Here is a 16,325-nt window from a genome sequence, read left to right on the forward strand (position 1 = left end):
CCACACCAAACCACAGACACCATCAACAAAACACACAAGCTAAACCATAACCGAGCCCCACCACACAAGCGGACCCATCAAAAAGGAACACTCAACCACAAGCAAACCGCGCAAGACAACCTCACAAAAACCAACCAACAAGAGAAAACCACAAAAAACCACATGCATACAGAACGCATCGACCGCGAAAACCAAAATCAGGACAAACAGCAACAGCCCCACAAAAAAGATAACCACACGAAAGTTACGCAAGACCGTAAGCTTCAACAAGCCCACAACACCATCATAACATACCCCAACCAAGCAGCACTACAAAAACTAAGCTCAACCACCCATGTGCAACCCACGCAATGTAAACTGCGTAACAAACCCACCAAACGACTGAGCAACAAGAACACCGACAACCTCACCGACCGTAACCAGTGTAACGCGGACAACGACAAGAAAAGAACAAACACCAAAAAAAAAAGACACCACTGCACAAGCCAGCACAAAACCGAGGAAAATACAAACAAAAACAAACGAAACAACACCAACAACAGCAACCCCAGCAAAAACACAACCAACAGAAACAACGATACCAGCACAAGGCCGAACCACAACAACGAAAACAAAAGGACGACCAAAGACGCCAGCGCCCACAGAAGCAACAAAAACAACCGCAGCAAAAAAGAAAGAAAAGAACACAACCAAAGCAGCACAAAACACCATAGAAAGAAGCAGACAATCACCAACAACAGCAACAAAACGACGCGCCAAGTAACCAAAATTCCCAGTATCAAACAAACCAGCAACAAGACCAGGAAACAAAACAAGTGACGAGGCGAAGAACGCAGGAACAACAAAACCTGCGTTAAACTTTAATGGCAACGGCGACGCAACGACCTCAAACAACCGCTTGCCCACAAGACCACGCAGACAAGCAAGCAGCAACAGCCGACGTGCACAACCAACAAAAACAAAAAAAGCAATAATAGAAACAGAAAGCACCAGTATGCCAACCACAAGACCGGCAAACAAAACACCCGGAAGACCAACCACGAGAGCACCAGCAAGCGCAGAAGCCAAACCAGCAAAAACACCAACAAAAATAATCAACGAAACACCAAAACCAATCACGCCAGCAGTAAACTGCTCACCAAACCACATGACGAACATGGCACCGCCAACAACCAAAACCACTGTTGAAAACCGGAAAAACAAACCGGCATCACAAAAAAAAACACCACCACCCCAAACACCAACAAAGACAACAGAAACAAGAAGGGCAGCAAAGAAAACAGTCCCATAACGACCACAGTGACGAAAAACCGTACCCACCAGCGCACACACGTTTTTAAGCGGCACAACCTGAGGAAAAACAGAGAACAGCAACTGAACAGCAACAGACAAAAAAACACAAAGCATAATACCAACTGCAAAAATCGCAAGCAGCTCAATCACCCCACCGCCAAACACATCAAAGGGCCCAAAAAGACCGCTGAATTGGGTGTGGAAAGCTACAACAAAAGCATCAAGAGCAAAACCCAGCAACCCCATATAAGCAAACAGCAGATAAACAACCAGAGCACCAACCGCAAACAAAAAAAGATAGTAAAGACCAAGAACCATAGACAAGGACCCAAAAATCATAGGAAAACCAAAGGCTGCGGCAACAAAGGCCATAGAAGACACCAGAACAACACGCCCCGCAAACAACGCGACCAAACAAAGCGAAACCAGAAAAGCAAAAGAGACCCCACCAAAAACGCACAAAAACACTGAAAAAAAAAGCGAGTAAAGCAGAAAACCATTACCACAAACAAAAAAAGCGGCAAAAGCCCCAACACCAACGCCAAAAAATAGAGGAAAACGCCGAAACAGCACCGGAGGCAACAGAAAAACCACAACCAGCATATCCCAAACTTCCAACCGCTCACTTACAACCACCAGCCACGCCAAGATAAAAGTTAAAGAAAAACCCGCCACAACAAAGAACGCAAACACCAACCAAAGCAAAACGGCAAAAGCCAGCTTCGAACAAAGACCAAACAGGAACAATGTCAACACAAGAAAACTCACGAGAACCAAAAGACCCGAAAAGACGACCCATAGAAACAACAAGGAAGGGCGGAAAAAACACGGCTGAAAAGCAACCATGACACAAACGAAGATAAACCGACACCTGGCAGCCCCCGTAACCACACAGACACAAACACCAGCATCAAACAAGACATCAAAAGACGCGTCAACCAGACGCGCCCCGACAAGAACCAAGACCCCCACCAAAACCAATTCCAGAAAACGCTGCAAACGCATGATCCCGTAGATCACACAGCGGCAAAGCAAATACAAAGCTCAAGCAACCAAACGCCCGCAAACAAACGAAACAAGAGAACGCAAAGACCACGCAACAAACCGAACGAGTATCATAAACAGCCACTAAACAAGACAGCCTAAACACACCAAGACCGAAAAGACTTTAACGCGCGTCAAAAGAGCCGCAGATTGAACCGCAGAACAGGTCAACGCAAACACACCACCCAGCGGAACAACAAACCAAAGCACAACAACACCGGAAAAAATGGCCCGAAGAACGGCAGCACCAATCATACACGTCAACGCAAATCAAACCAAGACGACACCACCCAACAGGAAAGCATCTAAAAAAACAAGCAGAAGCGATGTCAAACAAGTCAAACCCGGCTCACAAACCATCAAATGCCCCAAAAACAAAACCCGATCGATACCAAGAAAAAACAGATCAAGCAACAAAGCAATACAGACCAACAATGACGAAAACAACAAAAAAAGCACAACAAGCAAGAAAACCACAACAAGCACCAGACGCACGCAACAAAACCGTAACAGAGCAACCACAACACCAAACGTCGCGCAGAAAAGGACGTCAGATGCCAAACGCAAAGAAAAGCAGCAAACACATTCAAACTCCAGGAGCCGGCCAAAAAGACGCACACACAAAACACCACCAACCACGACCAAAAACGACACGGACTTGATGGTCGCCAACAACGAAAAGCCCACCAAAAACAAAGAAACAACCGCCTCCGAAAACGCAAGAAAAACGAGAAAGAAGAACAAACTCGGCAAAGAAGCCGCAGGCGACAACAGAGCGGCAACCGCGGGCGTCACGACCGCCACCATCGGGCCAAACCCCCCTAAAACACAGGAGCAACCCCAACCACGGAAATTAAAAAAAAGAAAGCAACAAAGAAAACCCCCACAAAGAAAAGCCACCCCCCGCAAAAAACCGCCAAAAAACTAACCAAAACGACGACCAAACTACAACAGGAAACCACCCCCACGCGCAACCACAAACAAAACGTGGAGAAGACAGTGCAAAATACAGACCAAACGAACGAAAACCACTGACCAGAACCCTGAAGCAGAACCAAATACCGCAACCAAACGGACAACCACAGCGAACAAATGAGTAACACAACCTGACACGACCAACAACCGAAGACCACCAAACAAACAGCAGGCACAACAAAGTGTATGCCCCGCCACAACACCAAAGAGCCCACAATACAAACTCACCGAAGAGCGGAAAACCGAAAGGCGCACGACCACCCAGCCGACCCTCCGCAACAAGCGACGAACGACCAACCCAACGCGCAGCAATGCTAGCATCCACGAAGCCATGAAAGCGAACCATACAGATGCAAACCACAGTCACCGAACAGCCGAACTGCCCAACAGTAAAAACACCAGACAAGACAAACCGAACGCGAGCAGAAAGAACGAATTTCAGAAGCAACTCAACCAAGCCGTCCCCAACAGAACCAACAAAAAACGATGTCACAAGGCAAACGCCGCGCAGCAAAGACGCACCAACGAAAACAATAAACAAAACAACCAGAACAACAAACCGCTAACTACAGGCGTTAACAGGAAACAAAACCACCATAACCAACACCAGCGACTGAAAACCACCACTCAAAACATAAGCGAACACCAGAAACAAAATCCTCGAGCACAGACCGGCACAGGCCCAACCCAAATCGGGCAAAAGGAGAGCAACAACGAGCATAAACAAAGAAACACCAAGCCGGTACAGCAACAAAAAAACAAGCGCACCAGACGAAAGCAACCGCACCCCTACGGCCGGCAAAATGAACGAAACCACACCCTAGCGACCCTGAAACACCACCAGCAAGGCCAATCGCTGGATTACCAACACGAGACAAACAAAAACCTGAACCATCTTAAAAACGCAAGGAGCAATCTCGCCGCAGAACACGACCCACACAAACTCGCCAACAAAACGCTGCTCAAGAACACCCTGAGACGCAACAAAACCGGAGCGAAGCGACACAAGTCAAACCCCCAAACCATCGGCAACAACGGCAAACGACCAAAACCCAAAACAAACACAACCGCCAAGCAGCGAAACACGAACCACAGCGCCAATTACAAAGCCCCCCGCACCAGAAATAAGTTCGAGAACGAACACCAAATCACCCAAACCACAATAAACCTGGCAATAAACAAGGATCTAACCATCAGAACGAACAACAGCAAGAACGCCAACACCTTCCCGAGAGACAGCCATAGAAACCCCGCCTTTAGAAACGCCCAAACCGTTAAAAACACGAACCACAACAACACCAACAAAAGCACAAACCGACATACGAACAGACCCGTAACAGACAGAAGACACGACGCCACCCAAAATGCCACGGAGAACAAGATCGCCAAGCGCCATACGGCACACACCCAGCGGGCGAAACAAACCAACGAGAAGACCACAAACTCCAAAGCCAGCACCAATACAAATGATACCACCGTCACCCAGCATAGCAACCAATTCGACCGACACGTTCAAAAGATCGCCAATGAGAACCTCACGGCCAAGAATCATAGCACGCACCACAACGCCCAATTCAGCAAAGTGAACAAACAAGAAAACGCCACCACGAACAACACCGACTGAAAGAACGATAGACACCCCAAAACACCAGCCGTTCCAAGCCATAAACGCGACAAGAACGGGAAGGCCAAGCCCCAAAGCAAAAACAACGCTTCAACAACAGTCAGCAAAAACATACAAACGATAAAGAACATCACCAAAACGGAACAGACGACACCAGAGGAGACATCTGGAAACACGAGAACGCCGGAAAGACCCAAAGCAAAAAAGACAAAACCAACAAACCCCTGGAGAAACAGCCCCCGAAACACAAACAACCACACGAGCCCCATCAACACCAAACACAACACCAACACAGACAGACCCAAGACCAGCACAGGAACCACACACAAAAACGGCATACATGCCCGAACCGAAAAAACAACAATCCAAACGCAAAAAAAACACACCCGCACGCTGCAACCAGCAACCAAAAACAACACGGCACCAACCATAGCACGAAACGAACAAGAGAACAGCCCCACAAAAAGAAACAAACTGATAACGAGAAACGTCAACAAAGGAAACCACATAACGCGCTGACAACAGAACGACGCCAGCAAGACGCCAAACAACAAACCCAGGAACAAAACCGCCACGAGCAGCGAATAAAGAGCTTCACCCAGCAACCAAATATCCAGAACCTTCCACGAAACAAACATACACAACGCCCACCATAACCAAACCAACAAGAATTGGCCGGCAAGCGCTAGCAACAAAAACCGACAAATTCAAAAACGCAAATGGCGAAACCGAGGAAATAAGACCAACGTCCCGACCCTCCGACGGGCCAATCGGGCAGATAACAACATAGAGACCTGCAACAACAGCGCGGACATCAAAGCCAACAACTTCACGTACAAAACCACAACGCCCAAGAGCAGAAACACGAAGCACAACCACAATCTCACACAAACGGATGGTTTGCACCACAAACTCTCAAACAACACATCAGCCGAAAAAGACACGAACAGCAGAAGCAGCAGACCGCGCAACGAGCAAAGCACGCGGCAGAAAAGACGCGAGCCCAATAGAACACATACACCCCCCAATAGAACGCCCCAAACGAAGCAAAACAAAACGACACTGCCATCCCAGCAACGCACCAACAGAGCGAACACGACAACAACAAAGGTCATAAAAGCACCCGATTTCACCCGTCCAAGCACAAAAACTAAGCAAACTGAGAACAACATAAACAAGACAACAGAAGCACAACAAACCAACAAAACCCCAAGCACGAAGATCAACGCAAAACGACAGGCGAACAAAGCAAAAACCACAAAGAGCGTAACGTGCAGCGGAAAAAAAAAAGGACGCCAACATTGCTCCCGCACCCGCAATACCCGGAACCAAACAAAGAAAAAAAACGACCGAAATGAAGAACAAACAACCCTCAAACGCGCGCTTCTTAAAAGAGGCCAACACTCTGCAAATAAAACCGCCAACACAAACAAAACCGAGATACAAGACTCAGAAGCTTGAGAGCCCAGAGACCATCAAACAGGCGAGCAAAACAGCGGAGATCCAAACCCACGCTCAACCAGAAAGACAACCGGTCACCCCGTTGACAAGATCACAACCAAAACAGCCAAAAAACAAATCGGCATCCGGTCCTCCAATCAAGCTGACGCTTTGCCCCCCAACAGCCCGGAAAGACTTGGAAGACATGCGATGGCAAGACGAAACAAGAAAACAACAGCTATCAGCACAAACAAGATAGTGACACCCTGAAACCCCAGGCAGAACTGCGATTGAAACAGGAATGCGACACCCACCACCAACACACCGACAAGAAACAAACGGATAACAGCAAGCCACAAAATAATATTCCCAAAGACCAAACGCCATAAACAAACCGGGCACCCACAAAAAGCGGCGAAGAACCAAACCGAAACGAACAACATCCCACACATCAAAGAAAACAACCAACCACAAACAGAAAAAGGCAAGAACGAACGAGGCAAACACAAGAATACAAAAAAACCGCACCTTGACCCAGACGTACTCAAAGAACACACCAAGTGAACGGTGCATCTGAGAAAAGACAAAACCAAAAACACCAAGCACGATGAATGTAACATGTAATCGCACGACCAGCAGCTCCCACATCAAAACCACTCACGCGGTAAGGCCCAAAACACACCAAACCCCAAGCACCAAAGCGAAAGCAAACACAACCAAAAGCAACGCCACGGACAGCACCGCTGAAAAGGTCAAAGAACGCAGACCACATCCGTCGCAACAAAATCTAGGCTCCAAGCAAGCAAAACGTAAGAATTCGAGCAGCGACGGGCCAGAAAAACCCCCAAGAGGAAATACTCAATAGAACGACGCCCAGAAGCCATCGGATCATCGACAACCATCCCACACATAAACAACCAAAAATTGATCACAAGAAGCCCGTAACACCTCGAACAGACTGCACAACCCCAAAAAATCACAAAGCGCACCAAAAAAAACGCCAAACCGCCTACGACCGACAAATCAAAACGACCAAGCCATGCACCACCAACACCACCACCCCAAGAGAGCGTGATCCCCGGTACGCCAACACACATTGCTGAATGAAAACCACACCGAATAGCACGACAAAAAGAAACACCCCGCTCCAACGGCCGAAAAATAGACTGACCAACAAGAAACGCATAAAACCCAGGCCCAAAAACCTCAAAAACAACGAAGAGTGCAGCAAAAGGAGTAAGCTCAGAAAACGACGTCAGAAACAACCAAATGACCACGCCTGACATACAGAAAACAAAACCCGAACGCACAGAGGCAATAGCAACACCGCACGTAAGGTGCGGAACCACCACAACAACCTCACCAACAGAAACCGCCTCAAGAACCGCTTCAAGAAACGCACCGACCATCAAGTCAGCATCCAGCAACCCAACACAAGCGACACCGCGAACATACCAAAGCAAATCCAACGTCCGGGCAACGCCAACACCAAAAACAACGGCAAAAACAGTTTGACCCACAACACCACCACCTCCGCCGCCACAACCACAAGAAAAACCAACAGCAACAGCAAAAAAAACGCAACAATACGCCTCAAGCAACCAAGAAAACGCACCAGAAAACACTACAGTAAGAGCGAAGAACCCACAAAAGACTCAACCAACACCAGCCAATCAACATCCAAAGCATGGTCAAGTTCAAACCAAGCAAGAGCGGACACGAGTGACAAAGAAACCCTACCCGAAATACCCCTGCGCGACAAATCAACAGAAGAAACGGCCGACCAGACCGGCCGGCCCAGCAGTAACGCCACAAAAACGCGCAGCTGCTGAGGGCAAAAGACAAACCACCTAGCCACGGAGCGCGCCGAATGATCCAACAACCGCCAAAGCCCCCAAGCCATACCCATCGAGAACAGCCGAGCCAACTGCGCCGCCAAGAAGAACCAGCAGGAAGTGACCCATAGCGAAAACGCACCCAACTTGAGGACAACCAACCCCACAGAAAGCAAAACCAAGAAAAGCCTGTCAAAGGAACAGACAACCAATGCCAAAACAACCAACGCCGGCAAAACCGACGAGAAAAAGACCCAAATTCGCAAAACGAACAGACCACCCCGCACGCCGCACTTCTCAACGAACATCACAAAATACCCCAACACAAACACACCTGTACAAACCCAAAAAAACAGAACCAGAGTCCTCAAAAACTAAGTCCAACGCGCGGAACAAGACCCCATGATCAACTCATCACACGACGTAACGCAGAGTGAACACAAACCCTAAGGAAGCATACCCAAAGGGCCCACGGCACCACGAACAACCAACATAAGACCCTCAACAAAACCAACGCGCGAAGAGACAGCCCCCACAAAAACAACCCGAAAAGAAGCAAAACAAACGACACAACGCAGAACACCTCCAACACAAAAACCGATAAATCAGAGAACCGGGCTAGAAACAGCACCAACTAGGCCAATACAAATAAAAAAAACAAGACGAAGACACCCCAAACACAAACGAAGAAAAGAAACAACACCAACACCACAAACAAACGAACCAGAAGCACCGGCCGAAAGACCAAACAGAGCGACCATGCCGCGCAAAACGACAAAAGAGCAAACAAAACGACAAAACCCAATAGAGAAAACAAGCAAACCAGCACCACACAACACCCCTGAACGCCCAGCGGCAAAAACCTAATCACAACAACCAAAAAGCCGCGAAGACAAGATGCAAGCAAACCAACAACAAACAAAGCACAGCAAAGAAATAAAAGCAGAACACCACCGGTCACAACCCAAAACCCAAAAGCGACCCCCAAAAAAAAACTAACAACAGCAGAAACCAATGACACGACAAGGCCAACTGTAACCACCACCATCATGGTACGCAGGAAAACAACCCAAACAAGAACACCAACAAGACGCAGAAAGGCAGGGGGCCAAAGACAGCACACAAAAGCCATCACGAAAACCAGAACGGTCGACAAAAACCAACCAACACCAACGAGATCAGCACCCACTAAATTACCTCAATCACACAAGCCACCACCCCCAAACACAGAAACGCCAACAGCAACACCGATCCACCGGCCCAAGACAACAACCACAAGAACCATTTGAACAGCACGACGGCGGCCAACAACAACGCGCAAGCCAATAACGATACCCTCACCGAACAAAGCAGTAACACCTTCAACAACCACAGCAAAAAAGGCATCCACAGAGGAAAGCATTACCCGATCAAAACCATCACGAACTACATTGAAGACGACCCCAATGTGAGCAAACACAACAGCCGCCCACTCCCAAACACACAGAAAGACCAGAACATCAGAGCAGCACAAAACCGGCATCGAAAACGCCCCCAAACAGCTCCGACAGCCGAAGTCCACAAAACAAAAGAACTGCAACGCAAGATACCATACACACGAATGACCTGCATGGCGAGCACAAAAAAGAGCGAAAACCAGCCACCAGCGTCAAGAAAAAACAAACAGAAGGTGTCACCACCGAAAAACAAAAAGACTTACAAACACAATAACTAAAAAGCGGAAGAAACAGACCGCCTTTTGCCATCGCGAATCAAGCCACCAAAAACAATAAACAAAACACAATGAGCTTAAGACCAAAGCGAACCAAAAAGAGCCAAAGCACCAACGACGGGCGCCAAGAAAACCCAAGCACTGCCAGCAACAGCACACCGGCAATTACCACAACCACAAAAAGCCGCAGCAGATGAAGCGCGACCACCGCACTTACCAGAAAAGGTCGGGCGGTACAGACCACAACCGGCGAAAACAACGCCTCAACCACCTGGAAAAACACGCAAAAACTGCTCAGCCCCACCCAATTCAGAACAGACCATACCCACAAGAAGAAAAGCAAGAGCAACCAGCCCAAAAACACCGAAAAAAAAAACGACAACGCCCAAACATGAACCATCAACGTCCACTACTGAAACAACAACGACAAACCACCCAAACCAGCCCGCCCAAACAAACAACGGATCGCAAAAGGCAAAAGAAAAAGATCACGAAGACCGACCCAAACACCCTCGAAGATCAAAAAAAATACCACCCGCGACCCAAGAACGGAACCGCAAACGAGGATCAAACCAACAAAGGAAACAGGTGACACAAGGCCGAGGCTCGATGACGTGACAAACCTAGCACCCAAAAGACCCGCCAACCACCAACCAACCAAGAAAGAACCCACATCCTGAAACAAACCTACCGAAACAACCAAACGCAACGAAACTGACAAAACGAACAAGAAACGGCCCCAAACAAACCGAAAACCCCTCAAAACAACCGCAAACCCCAAACCCTGCAGCGACCCTCTGCACGAAACTCGAAGAACAGCAAAAAAGGGACCAGCAAGCAGCCAAGCGACAACATCCAGAAAATTGACTAAGAAAACAAAGAACAAACACAAGCGAAAAGACCCAGCAAAACAACCGATCGCAAAAGAAAAACAAAACGCACGCGAAAAACACCATGACCAACACAAGAAAACACCAAATCAAACAGCCGCGGAGCCAAGGCCAACGCAAGTACGCAGAGCAACAACCAAACAGCTCAAAAAACGGAAAACGATTACCGCTGGCCAGACACCAAAAACCGCCGAAACGCGGCCCATAAACAGCAAAAACACAATAAAACCCGAACGAAAACAAAACGACTTAAGAGACCGAGAACAAAGCTCAATCTCCAAAGCAACACCAACAACAAGCAAGACAAACATAAGCGCGGCCACTGCGCACCCGCATAAATCAAAGACAACCACCAAACGGATATAGCGACGAATCCAGAACAAATCAAGGCATTACTGCAAGATAAATGGCAACAGGGACACCAAGAATAATCAAAGACCAATCAAAAGCCAAAAAGGACAACGGACAACAGCACCGAAACGTGGACCAGCCGACACGAAGACACACGCACAACCAACCAAGACACACCCCTAAAAACCACCAACACGGACGCCAAGACGCGGGACAATCAGAAACAGCCAAAACAGCAAAAAAAAAAGCCGCAAAAAACCCCCCGCCCCACAAACAAGATAGTAACAACTTACTTCAGAATTTTAGAAACGATGCCCGCGCCTACTGTGCGGCCACCTTCACGGATAGCAAAGCGCAAACGCTCTTCCATCGCGATCGGGTTGATCAGCTCAACATTCATCTCGGCGTTATCGCCAGGCATAACCATTTCAGTGCCTTCCGGCAGTGTTACTTCGCCCGTGACGTCTGTTGTGCGGAAGTAGAACTGTGGACGGTACTTGTTGAAGAACGGTGTGTGACGACCGCCTTCTTCTTTGGTCAGAATGTAGGCTTCTGCAACAAATGTTGTGTGCGGTGTTACTGAACCTGGCTTAACGAGAACTTGGCCACGTTCAATAGCTTCACGGTCAACACCACGAAGAAGAGCACCGATGTTGTCGCCTGCTTCACCGCGGTCAAGCAGCTTGCGGAACATTTCAACGCCTGTACATGTTGTTTTCTGCGTGTCTTTGATGCCAACGATTTCAAGTTCGTCACCAACATTAACAATACCGCGTTCAACACGGCCAGTCGCAACTGTACCACGACCTGAGATTGAGAACACATCCTCGATAGGCATCAAGAACGGCTGATCAACAGGACGCTCAGGTGTTGGGATATATTCATCAACAGCAGCCATCAAAGCGCGAATTGCATCTTCGCCGATTTCTTTGTTGCTATCTTCAAGCGCTGCAAGTGCAGAACCTTTAATAACGGGAAGATCGTCGCCTGGGAAATCATATGATGAAAGAAGCTCACGCACTTCCATTTCAACGAGTTCTAGAAGCTCTTCGTCATCAACTTGGTCAACTTTGTTCAAGAAAACAACAAGCGAAGGAACACCAACCTGACGGGCAAGAAGAATATGTTCACGTGTCTGTGGCATTGGGCCATCAGCAGCTGAACAAACAAGGATCGCGCCGTCCATCTGCGCAGCACCAGTGATCATGTTTTTCACATAGTCGGCGTGGCCTGGGCAATCAACGTGGGCGTAGTGACGGTTTTCTGTCTCATACTCAACGTGAGCTGTAGAAATCGTAATACCACGTGCACGCTCTTCTGGCGCACCATCAATCTGGTCATACGCACGGAATTCACCGAAATACTTCGTGATCGCCGCTGTTAGTGATGTTTTGCCGTGGTCAACGTGACCAATCGTGCCAATGTTCACGTGCGGCTTATTGCGCTCAAACTTTTCCTTGGCCATGTCAAATCCTATTGTTCGTGGCTCAAACTTTGGGGCAAGCCCCGGTTATCGCCGCGATTTAAGATGTTAGCATCACTTTCGCAAGGGGAAAGTTGAACACGCAAGAATAGAAATCATGAAATATGGAGCGGGTACCGGGAATCGAACCCGGGTATTCAGCTTGGAAGGCTGCTGCTCTACCATTGAGCTATACCCGCGTTAAGCTTGTACTGAAGCGAACTGACACGCCGATGGTGGAGGAGGCTGGATTCGAACCAGCGTACGCTAAGCGAACGGATTTACAGTCCGTCTCCTTTAACCACTCGGACACTCCTCCATCTGGCGGTGTCAAGTCGTTGCAATATGAGGCAACGGCCGCCTTATGAAACCGGTCGACCTCGGTGTCAACACGGAGTTGCGCTCAAAGCAACGAAATTTCATCTTTTTTTGCTAAACAGTGCAAATGTGTGGCCATAAAAAGTAAAGGCACTATAAGGACGCCATGACAGACAGCAAAAACACAAAAACACCAAGAGACACTCATTACGCAAAACTGCGCCGTCAGTTTCGCGATAAAAAGGCTGGTGTTGACCCAAATGACCCTAAAACATTTCGCCCACGCCCGCATCAAGATGCAGGTCGCGTGCCGGAAGGCCGAATCTATCTTTATGGCCTACATACCGTTCGCGCAGCCCTAGATAACGAGCAGCGCAATATCCATACGATGTATACGACAGACAATGCGCTCATACGTCTGGATGTTGAAAGCCCTTCAGATCTGCCTTTTCCCGTTGAAATCGTAACGCCGAAAGTGCTGGACGCTAAGGTCGGCAGCGATGCGGTTCATCAAGGCGTCGTGCTGGAGGCAGATCCCCTCGCCCCCAAACATCTTAATGACCTTGAGCGTTCCGATCTGATTCTCGTACTCGACCAAGTAACCGATCCGCACAATGTCGGCGCCATCATGCGTTCAGCAGTCGCATTAAATGCAGGCGCTTTGATTACAACAAGCAGACACAGCCCTCAAGAATCAGGAACATTAGCCAAATCAGCTTCCGGCGCTTTGGAAATGATTCCGCATATTGAAGTGCGAAATCTGGCAAATGCACTGGGTGAGCTCAATAAAATGGGTTTTCAAACCGTTGGACTTGATTCGGAAGGCCCCGATATCCTTGAAGAATCACTTCAGGGTAAAAAGCTGGCCATCGTGCTGGGTGCGGAAGGAAAAGGATTGCGCCAGAAAACGCGCGAAACGGTCTCTACCCTTGCACGACTTGATATGCCTGGTGCCATTAAATCACTCAACGTATCAAATGCAGCCGCATTAGCGCTCTATGTTGCCCGATCAAAACTCAAATAAAGTAACGAAACACAAATATTCGTATCGTAATTTGAACGCATTAAGACTTGATAAGGCAGTATTATACATCGGTTTCGCATTTTTGCCTTTTTTGGTACTATGCCTAAACTTGAGATTCTTACCCATCGCCATGAGAGGCACATAATGAATAAATCCACGATCCTAACTGCATCTCTAACGGCATTGCTGTTTACGGCTGCATGTACAACTGACCCATTCACTGGACAGCAGCAAATTTCCCGTACAGCAGGTGGCGCAGGTATTGGCGCAGTAGCCGGTGCAGCGCTTGGTACATTGGCTGGCGGTGATGATCGTAAAAATGCACTGATCGGCGCAGGCATCGGCGCGCTCGCAGGCGGCGGCATTGGCCTTTACATGGACCGCCAACAGGCCGAGCTTCGTGCACAGCTTCAAGGCACTGGCGTATCGGTAACTCGTGTTGGCAACAACATCGTTCTGAACATGCCATCGAACATCACATTCGCAACCGATCAAGATTCGATCAATTCTGGCTTCTACCCAACATTGAACTCGGTTGTTCTTGTATTGAAAAAATACAACCAGACACTCATCGACGTTTACGGCCACACAGATTCAACGGGCGATGACGGTTACAACATGGCTCTTTCACAGCGCCGCGCACAATCAGTTGCCAGCTATCTGTCCAGCCAAGGCGTAAACGGCCAGCGTTTTGCTGTCCAAGGATTTGGTGAAACACGCCCTATTGCTGATAACAACTCAGATTCAGGCCGTGCACAGAACCGCCGCGTTGAAATTCAACTGGTTCCAATTTCTTAAGAATCGGCAATCTGATATTTATTTAAAAAGCCGCGCTTTATTGAGTGCGGCTTTTTTGCATCAACTATCTTTATCGGCGTTCAATTCGCCAGCATCACGCGCGCGCATTTCTTCGATATCGTCCGCGATAAGAGCCAGATGCTGCTCTATAAGTGATAGGTTCGCGATCAAGCCGCACACTAAAGCAGCGGCAACGAGCCCCGCAACAACACCAAGACCTGCGCCAAATGTAAGGTTCTCACCTGCCCAATACGCTGTTCGATATCCAAAATAGCCACCCATCAAAACAATTATGATACCAATTGCCAGATTGAGTGATTCCAGAACTTCAGCAAGAACCCGTGAAAACCACATCGTAAAATCTCCGTATAATTTACCGTTTGATAGCTAAATTTTAAATCTGCAACAAGCATGTTTAATAGCCGTAGCGATTGGCAGGTTAGTACTTGGTGTCAGTGTTAACCTGTCTAAAGCCTTTCAGGACTATAAAGCCCCTCATAACTAAAATTAAATGCGATTGCTCAATGCAACTACAAGTCCAATATTTACGCGCGCTAGCAGCCTTTGCTGTGTTTTATTACCACATTGCTGCAAACCTAAAAAATAGCGGCAATGATTATGTGCCCGCGATCTATGAAGTTGGTTCAGCAGGCGTTGATTTGTTTTTCGTTATCAGCGGTTACATCATGGCCAAGATAATTTGGGAAAAACCATTCAATGCAAAAAACTTTGTAAACAGCCGCATTTGGCGCATTGTGCCACTTTATTGGAGCGCAACATTGTTTGTGTTTTTTATTGCTGCTGTTGCACCTGACTTACTGAGCTCAACGACAGCCGATATCGGACAACTCATACATTCATTGTTTTTCATTCCCAACGGCGCAAACCCACTAAGCAGCACACCAACACTCGTTATTGGTTGGACATTAAATTATGAGATGTTCTTTTACGCACTTATCGTAATCTGCGTTGGATTGTTCCGCGATAAGTCATTGGCTTTAACCGCAACATTGCTTTGTCTCATTGCGCTTATTGGCCAGCTGATCCATTTTAAAAACGGCTATATGCAGTTTTATACAGACCTCATCATTTTAGAATTTGCCTTTGGTATCGCTGTTTTTCATATCGTGCGCGTGCAAGGCAAGTCATTGCCGAGCTACCTCGCATATACCGTCCTGATCACTAGCCTTACTATCATGCAATTGACGACGATGGCCGAGATCAATAATCACCGTGTCTTAACTTGGGGACTTCCGGCAGCATTTGCGCTTTATGCCGGTTTAAGCGCGATGAACTTTAACAGTCGTTTATTTAAAAAACTGGGCGATTGGTCGTATGAAATTTATCTATTGCATGTGTTCATCATCGCAGGCGGCATGAAGTTGATACTGCCCTATTTAAACGGGCTAAACATCGCAAATCCTATCAAAATTGCAATATTTACGACAATACTCGCTGTTATCCTCATTATTGCATCAGCAATAACAAATAGCATTTTTGCCTATTTGGTCCCAAGACTTCGCAACATTTCGAGCAAGTGATACCCCTCGGCACTATCGA

At 47.7% G+C, this 16,325-nt stretch carries 18 protein-coding genes and 2 tRNA genes; 4 read left to right on the plus strand and 16 right to left on the minus strand.

What is annotated here, in order from left to right:
- Nucleotides 1-324: 324 nt before the first annotated feature.
- A complete protein-coding gene (locus tag C504_RS17125; RefSeq protein ID WP_169385079.1) occupies nt 325-2,292 on the minus strand; it encodes a hypothetical protein in 1,968 nt (655 codons plus the stop codon).
- Between the two features lie 271 nt (nt 2,293-2,563).
- Between C504_RS17125 and C504_RS18675 the strand changes: the two genes are divergently transcribed.
- Entirely contained in the window at nt 2,564-3,265 is a 702-nt protein-coding gene (locus C504_RS18675; RefSeq protein WP_156815842.1) for a hypothetical protein, read from the plus strand.
- Between the two features lie 1,056 nt (nt 3,266-4,321).
- Here C504_RS18675 and C504_RS19000 read toward each other — a convergent pair.
- The 14 genes from C504_RS19000 to C504_RS0103670 all read right to left on the minus strand — a co-directional run bounded on the left by C504_RS19000 (nt 4,322) and on the right by C504_RS0103670 (nt 12,944).
- The gene (locus C504_RS19000) at nt 4,322-4,456 is read right to left on the minus strand and encodes a hypothetical protein (protein WP_281167576.1); all 135 of its coding nucleotides are present in this window, start codon (nt 4,454-4,456) and stop codon (nt 4,322-4,324) included.
- Nucleotides 4,457-4,498: 42 nt separating this feature from the next.
- Entirely contained in the window at nt 4,499-4,978 is a 480-nt protein-coding gene (locus C504_RS0103590) for a hypothetical protein (RefSeq protein ID WP_156815843.1), read from the minus strand.
- Complete coding sequence (locus tag C504_RS18825; RefSeq protein WP_018687939.1) at nt 4,861-5,574, minus strand: hypothetical protein; 714 nt, start codon at nt 5,572-5,574, stop codon at nt 4,861-4,863. The genes C504_RS0103590 and C504_RS18825 overlap by 118 nt, the downstream gene beginning before the upstream one ends.
- Complete coding sequence (locus C504_RS0103600) at nt 5,531-5,845, minus strand: hypothetical protein (protein WP_018687940.1); 315 nt, start codon at nt 5,843-5,845, stop codon at nt 5,531-5,533. Before C504_RS0103600 ends, C504_RS18825 begins: the two co-directional genes overlap by 44 nt.
- A 606-nt stretch (nt 5,846-6,451) precedes the next feature.
- On the minus strand, nt 6,452-7,024 hold the full coding sequence (locus C504_RS17140; RefSeq protein WP_018687942.1) for a hypothetical protein: 573 nt from the start codon (nt 7,022-7,024) through the stop codon (nt 6,452-6,454).
- Nucleotides 7,025-7,128: 104 nt separating this feature from the next.
- Nucleotides 7,129-7,896 (minus strand): hypothetical protein, encoded by a 768-nt coding sequence (locus C504_RS0103620; protein ID WP_156815845.1) that lies wholly within the window; start codon nt 7,894-7,896, stop codon nt 7,129-7,131.
- Nucleotides 7,897-8,000: 104 nt separating this feature from the next.
- Nucleotides 8,001-8,519: a hypothetical protein gene (locus C504_RS18255; protein WP_052323625.1), complete on the minus strand. Its 519-nt coding sequence runs from the start codon at nt 8,517-8,519 to the stop codon at nt 8,001-8,003.
- Nucleotides 8,520-8,845: 326 nt separating this feature from the next.
- Nucleotides 8,846-9,400: a hypothetical protein gene (locus tag C504_RS0103630; RefSeq protein WP_018687946.1), complete on the minus strand. Its 555-nt coding sequence runs from the start codon at nt 9,398-9,400 to the stop codon at nt 8,846-8,848.
- Nucleotides 9,401-9,409: 9 nt separating this feature from the next.
- Nucleotides 9,410-9,733 (minus strand): hypothetical protein, encoded by a 324-nt coding sequence (locus tag C504_RS0103635; protein ID WP_018687947.1) that lies wholly within the window; start codon nt 9,731-9,733, stop codon nt 9,410-9,412.
- A 229-nt stretch (nt 9,734-9,962) separates the two neighbouring features.
- Entirely contained in the window at nt 9,963-10,322 is a 360-nt protein-coding gene (locus C504_RS18685) for a hypothetical protein (protein WP_156815846.1), read from the minus strand.
- A gap of 9 nt (nt 10,323-10,331) precedes the next feature.
- Nucleotides 10,332-10,652, minus strand: coding sequence for a hypothetical protein (locus C504_RS18260; RefSeq protein WP_156815847.1), 321 nt, complete (start codon nt 10,650-10,652; stop codon nt 10,332-10,334).
- 800 nt (nt 10,653-11,452) lie between these two features.
- Nucleotides 11,453-12,628, minus strand: a complete 1,176-nt coding sequence (gene tuf, locus C504_RS0103660; RefSeq protein ID WP_018687952.1) for an elongation factor Tu — start codon at nt 12,626-12,628, stop codon at nt 11,453-11,455.
- 123 nt (nt 12,629-12,751) lie between these two features.
- Nucleotides 12,752-12,825 (minus strand) — tRNA-Gly (locus C504_RS0103665).
- 34 nt (nt 12,826-12,859) lie between these two features.
- Nucleotides 12,860-12,944 (minus strand) — tRNA-Tyr (locus tag C504_RS0103670).
- 165 nt (nt 12,945-13,109) lie between these two features.
- Here C504_RS0103670 and rlmB point away from each other — a divergent pair.
- Both rlmB and C504_RS0103680 read left to right on the plus strand, forming a co-directional pair.
- Nucleotides 13,110-13,967, plus strand: a complete 858-nt coding sequence (rlmB, locus tag C504_RS0103675; protein ID WP_018687953.1) for a 23S rRNA (guanosine(2251)-2'-O)-methyltransferase RlmB — start codon at nt 13,110-13,112, stop codon at nt 13,965-13,967.
- A 144-nt stretch (nt 13,968-14,111) separates the two neighbouring features.
- On the plus strand, nt 14,112-14,765 hold the full coding sequence (locus C504_RS0103680) for a YiaD family glycine zipper/OmpA-like lipoprotein (RefSeq protein ID WP_018687954.1): 654 nt from the start codon (nt 14,112-14,114) through the stop codon (nt 14,763-14,765).
- Between the two features lie 60 nt (nt 14,766-14,825).
- Here C504_RS0103680 and C504_RS17165 read toward each other — a convergent pair whose 3' ends face one another.
- Nucleotides 14,826-15,119 carry a hypothetical protein gene (locus C504_RS17165; protein WP_018687955.1) on the minus strand — a complete coding sequence of 98 codons (294 nt, stop codon included), beginning with the start codon at nt 15,117-15,119 and terminating at the stop codon, nt 14,826-14,828.
- Nucleotides 15,120-15,289: 170 nt separating this feature from the next.
- Here C504_RS17165 and C504_RS0103690 point away from each other — a divergent pair, with 170 nt between their 5' ends.
- Nucleotides 15,290-16,306: an acyltransferase family protein gene (locus C504_RS0103690; protein ID WP_018687956.1), complete on the plus strand. Its 1,017-nt coding sequence runs from the start codon at nt 15,290-15,292 to the stop codon at nt 16,304-16,306.
- Nucleotides 16,307-16,325: the final 19 nt, after the last annotated feature.

Origin of the sequence: Ahrensia kielensis DSM 5890 (assembly GCF_000374465.1) — a bacterium.
Classification (GTDB): domain Bacteria; phylum Pseudomonadota; class Alphaproteobacteria; order Rhizobiales; family Rhizobiaceae; genus Ahrensia; species Ahrensia kielensis.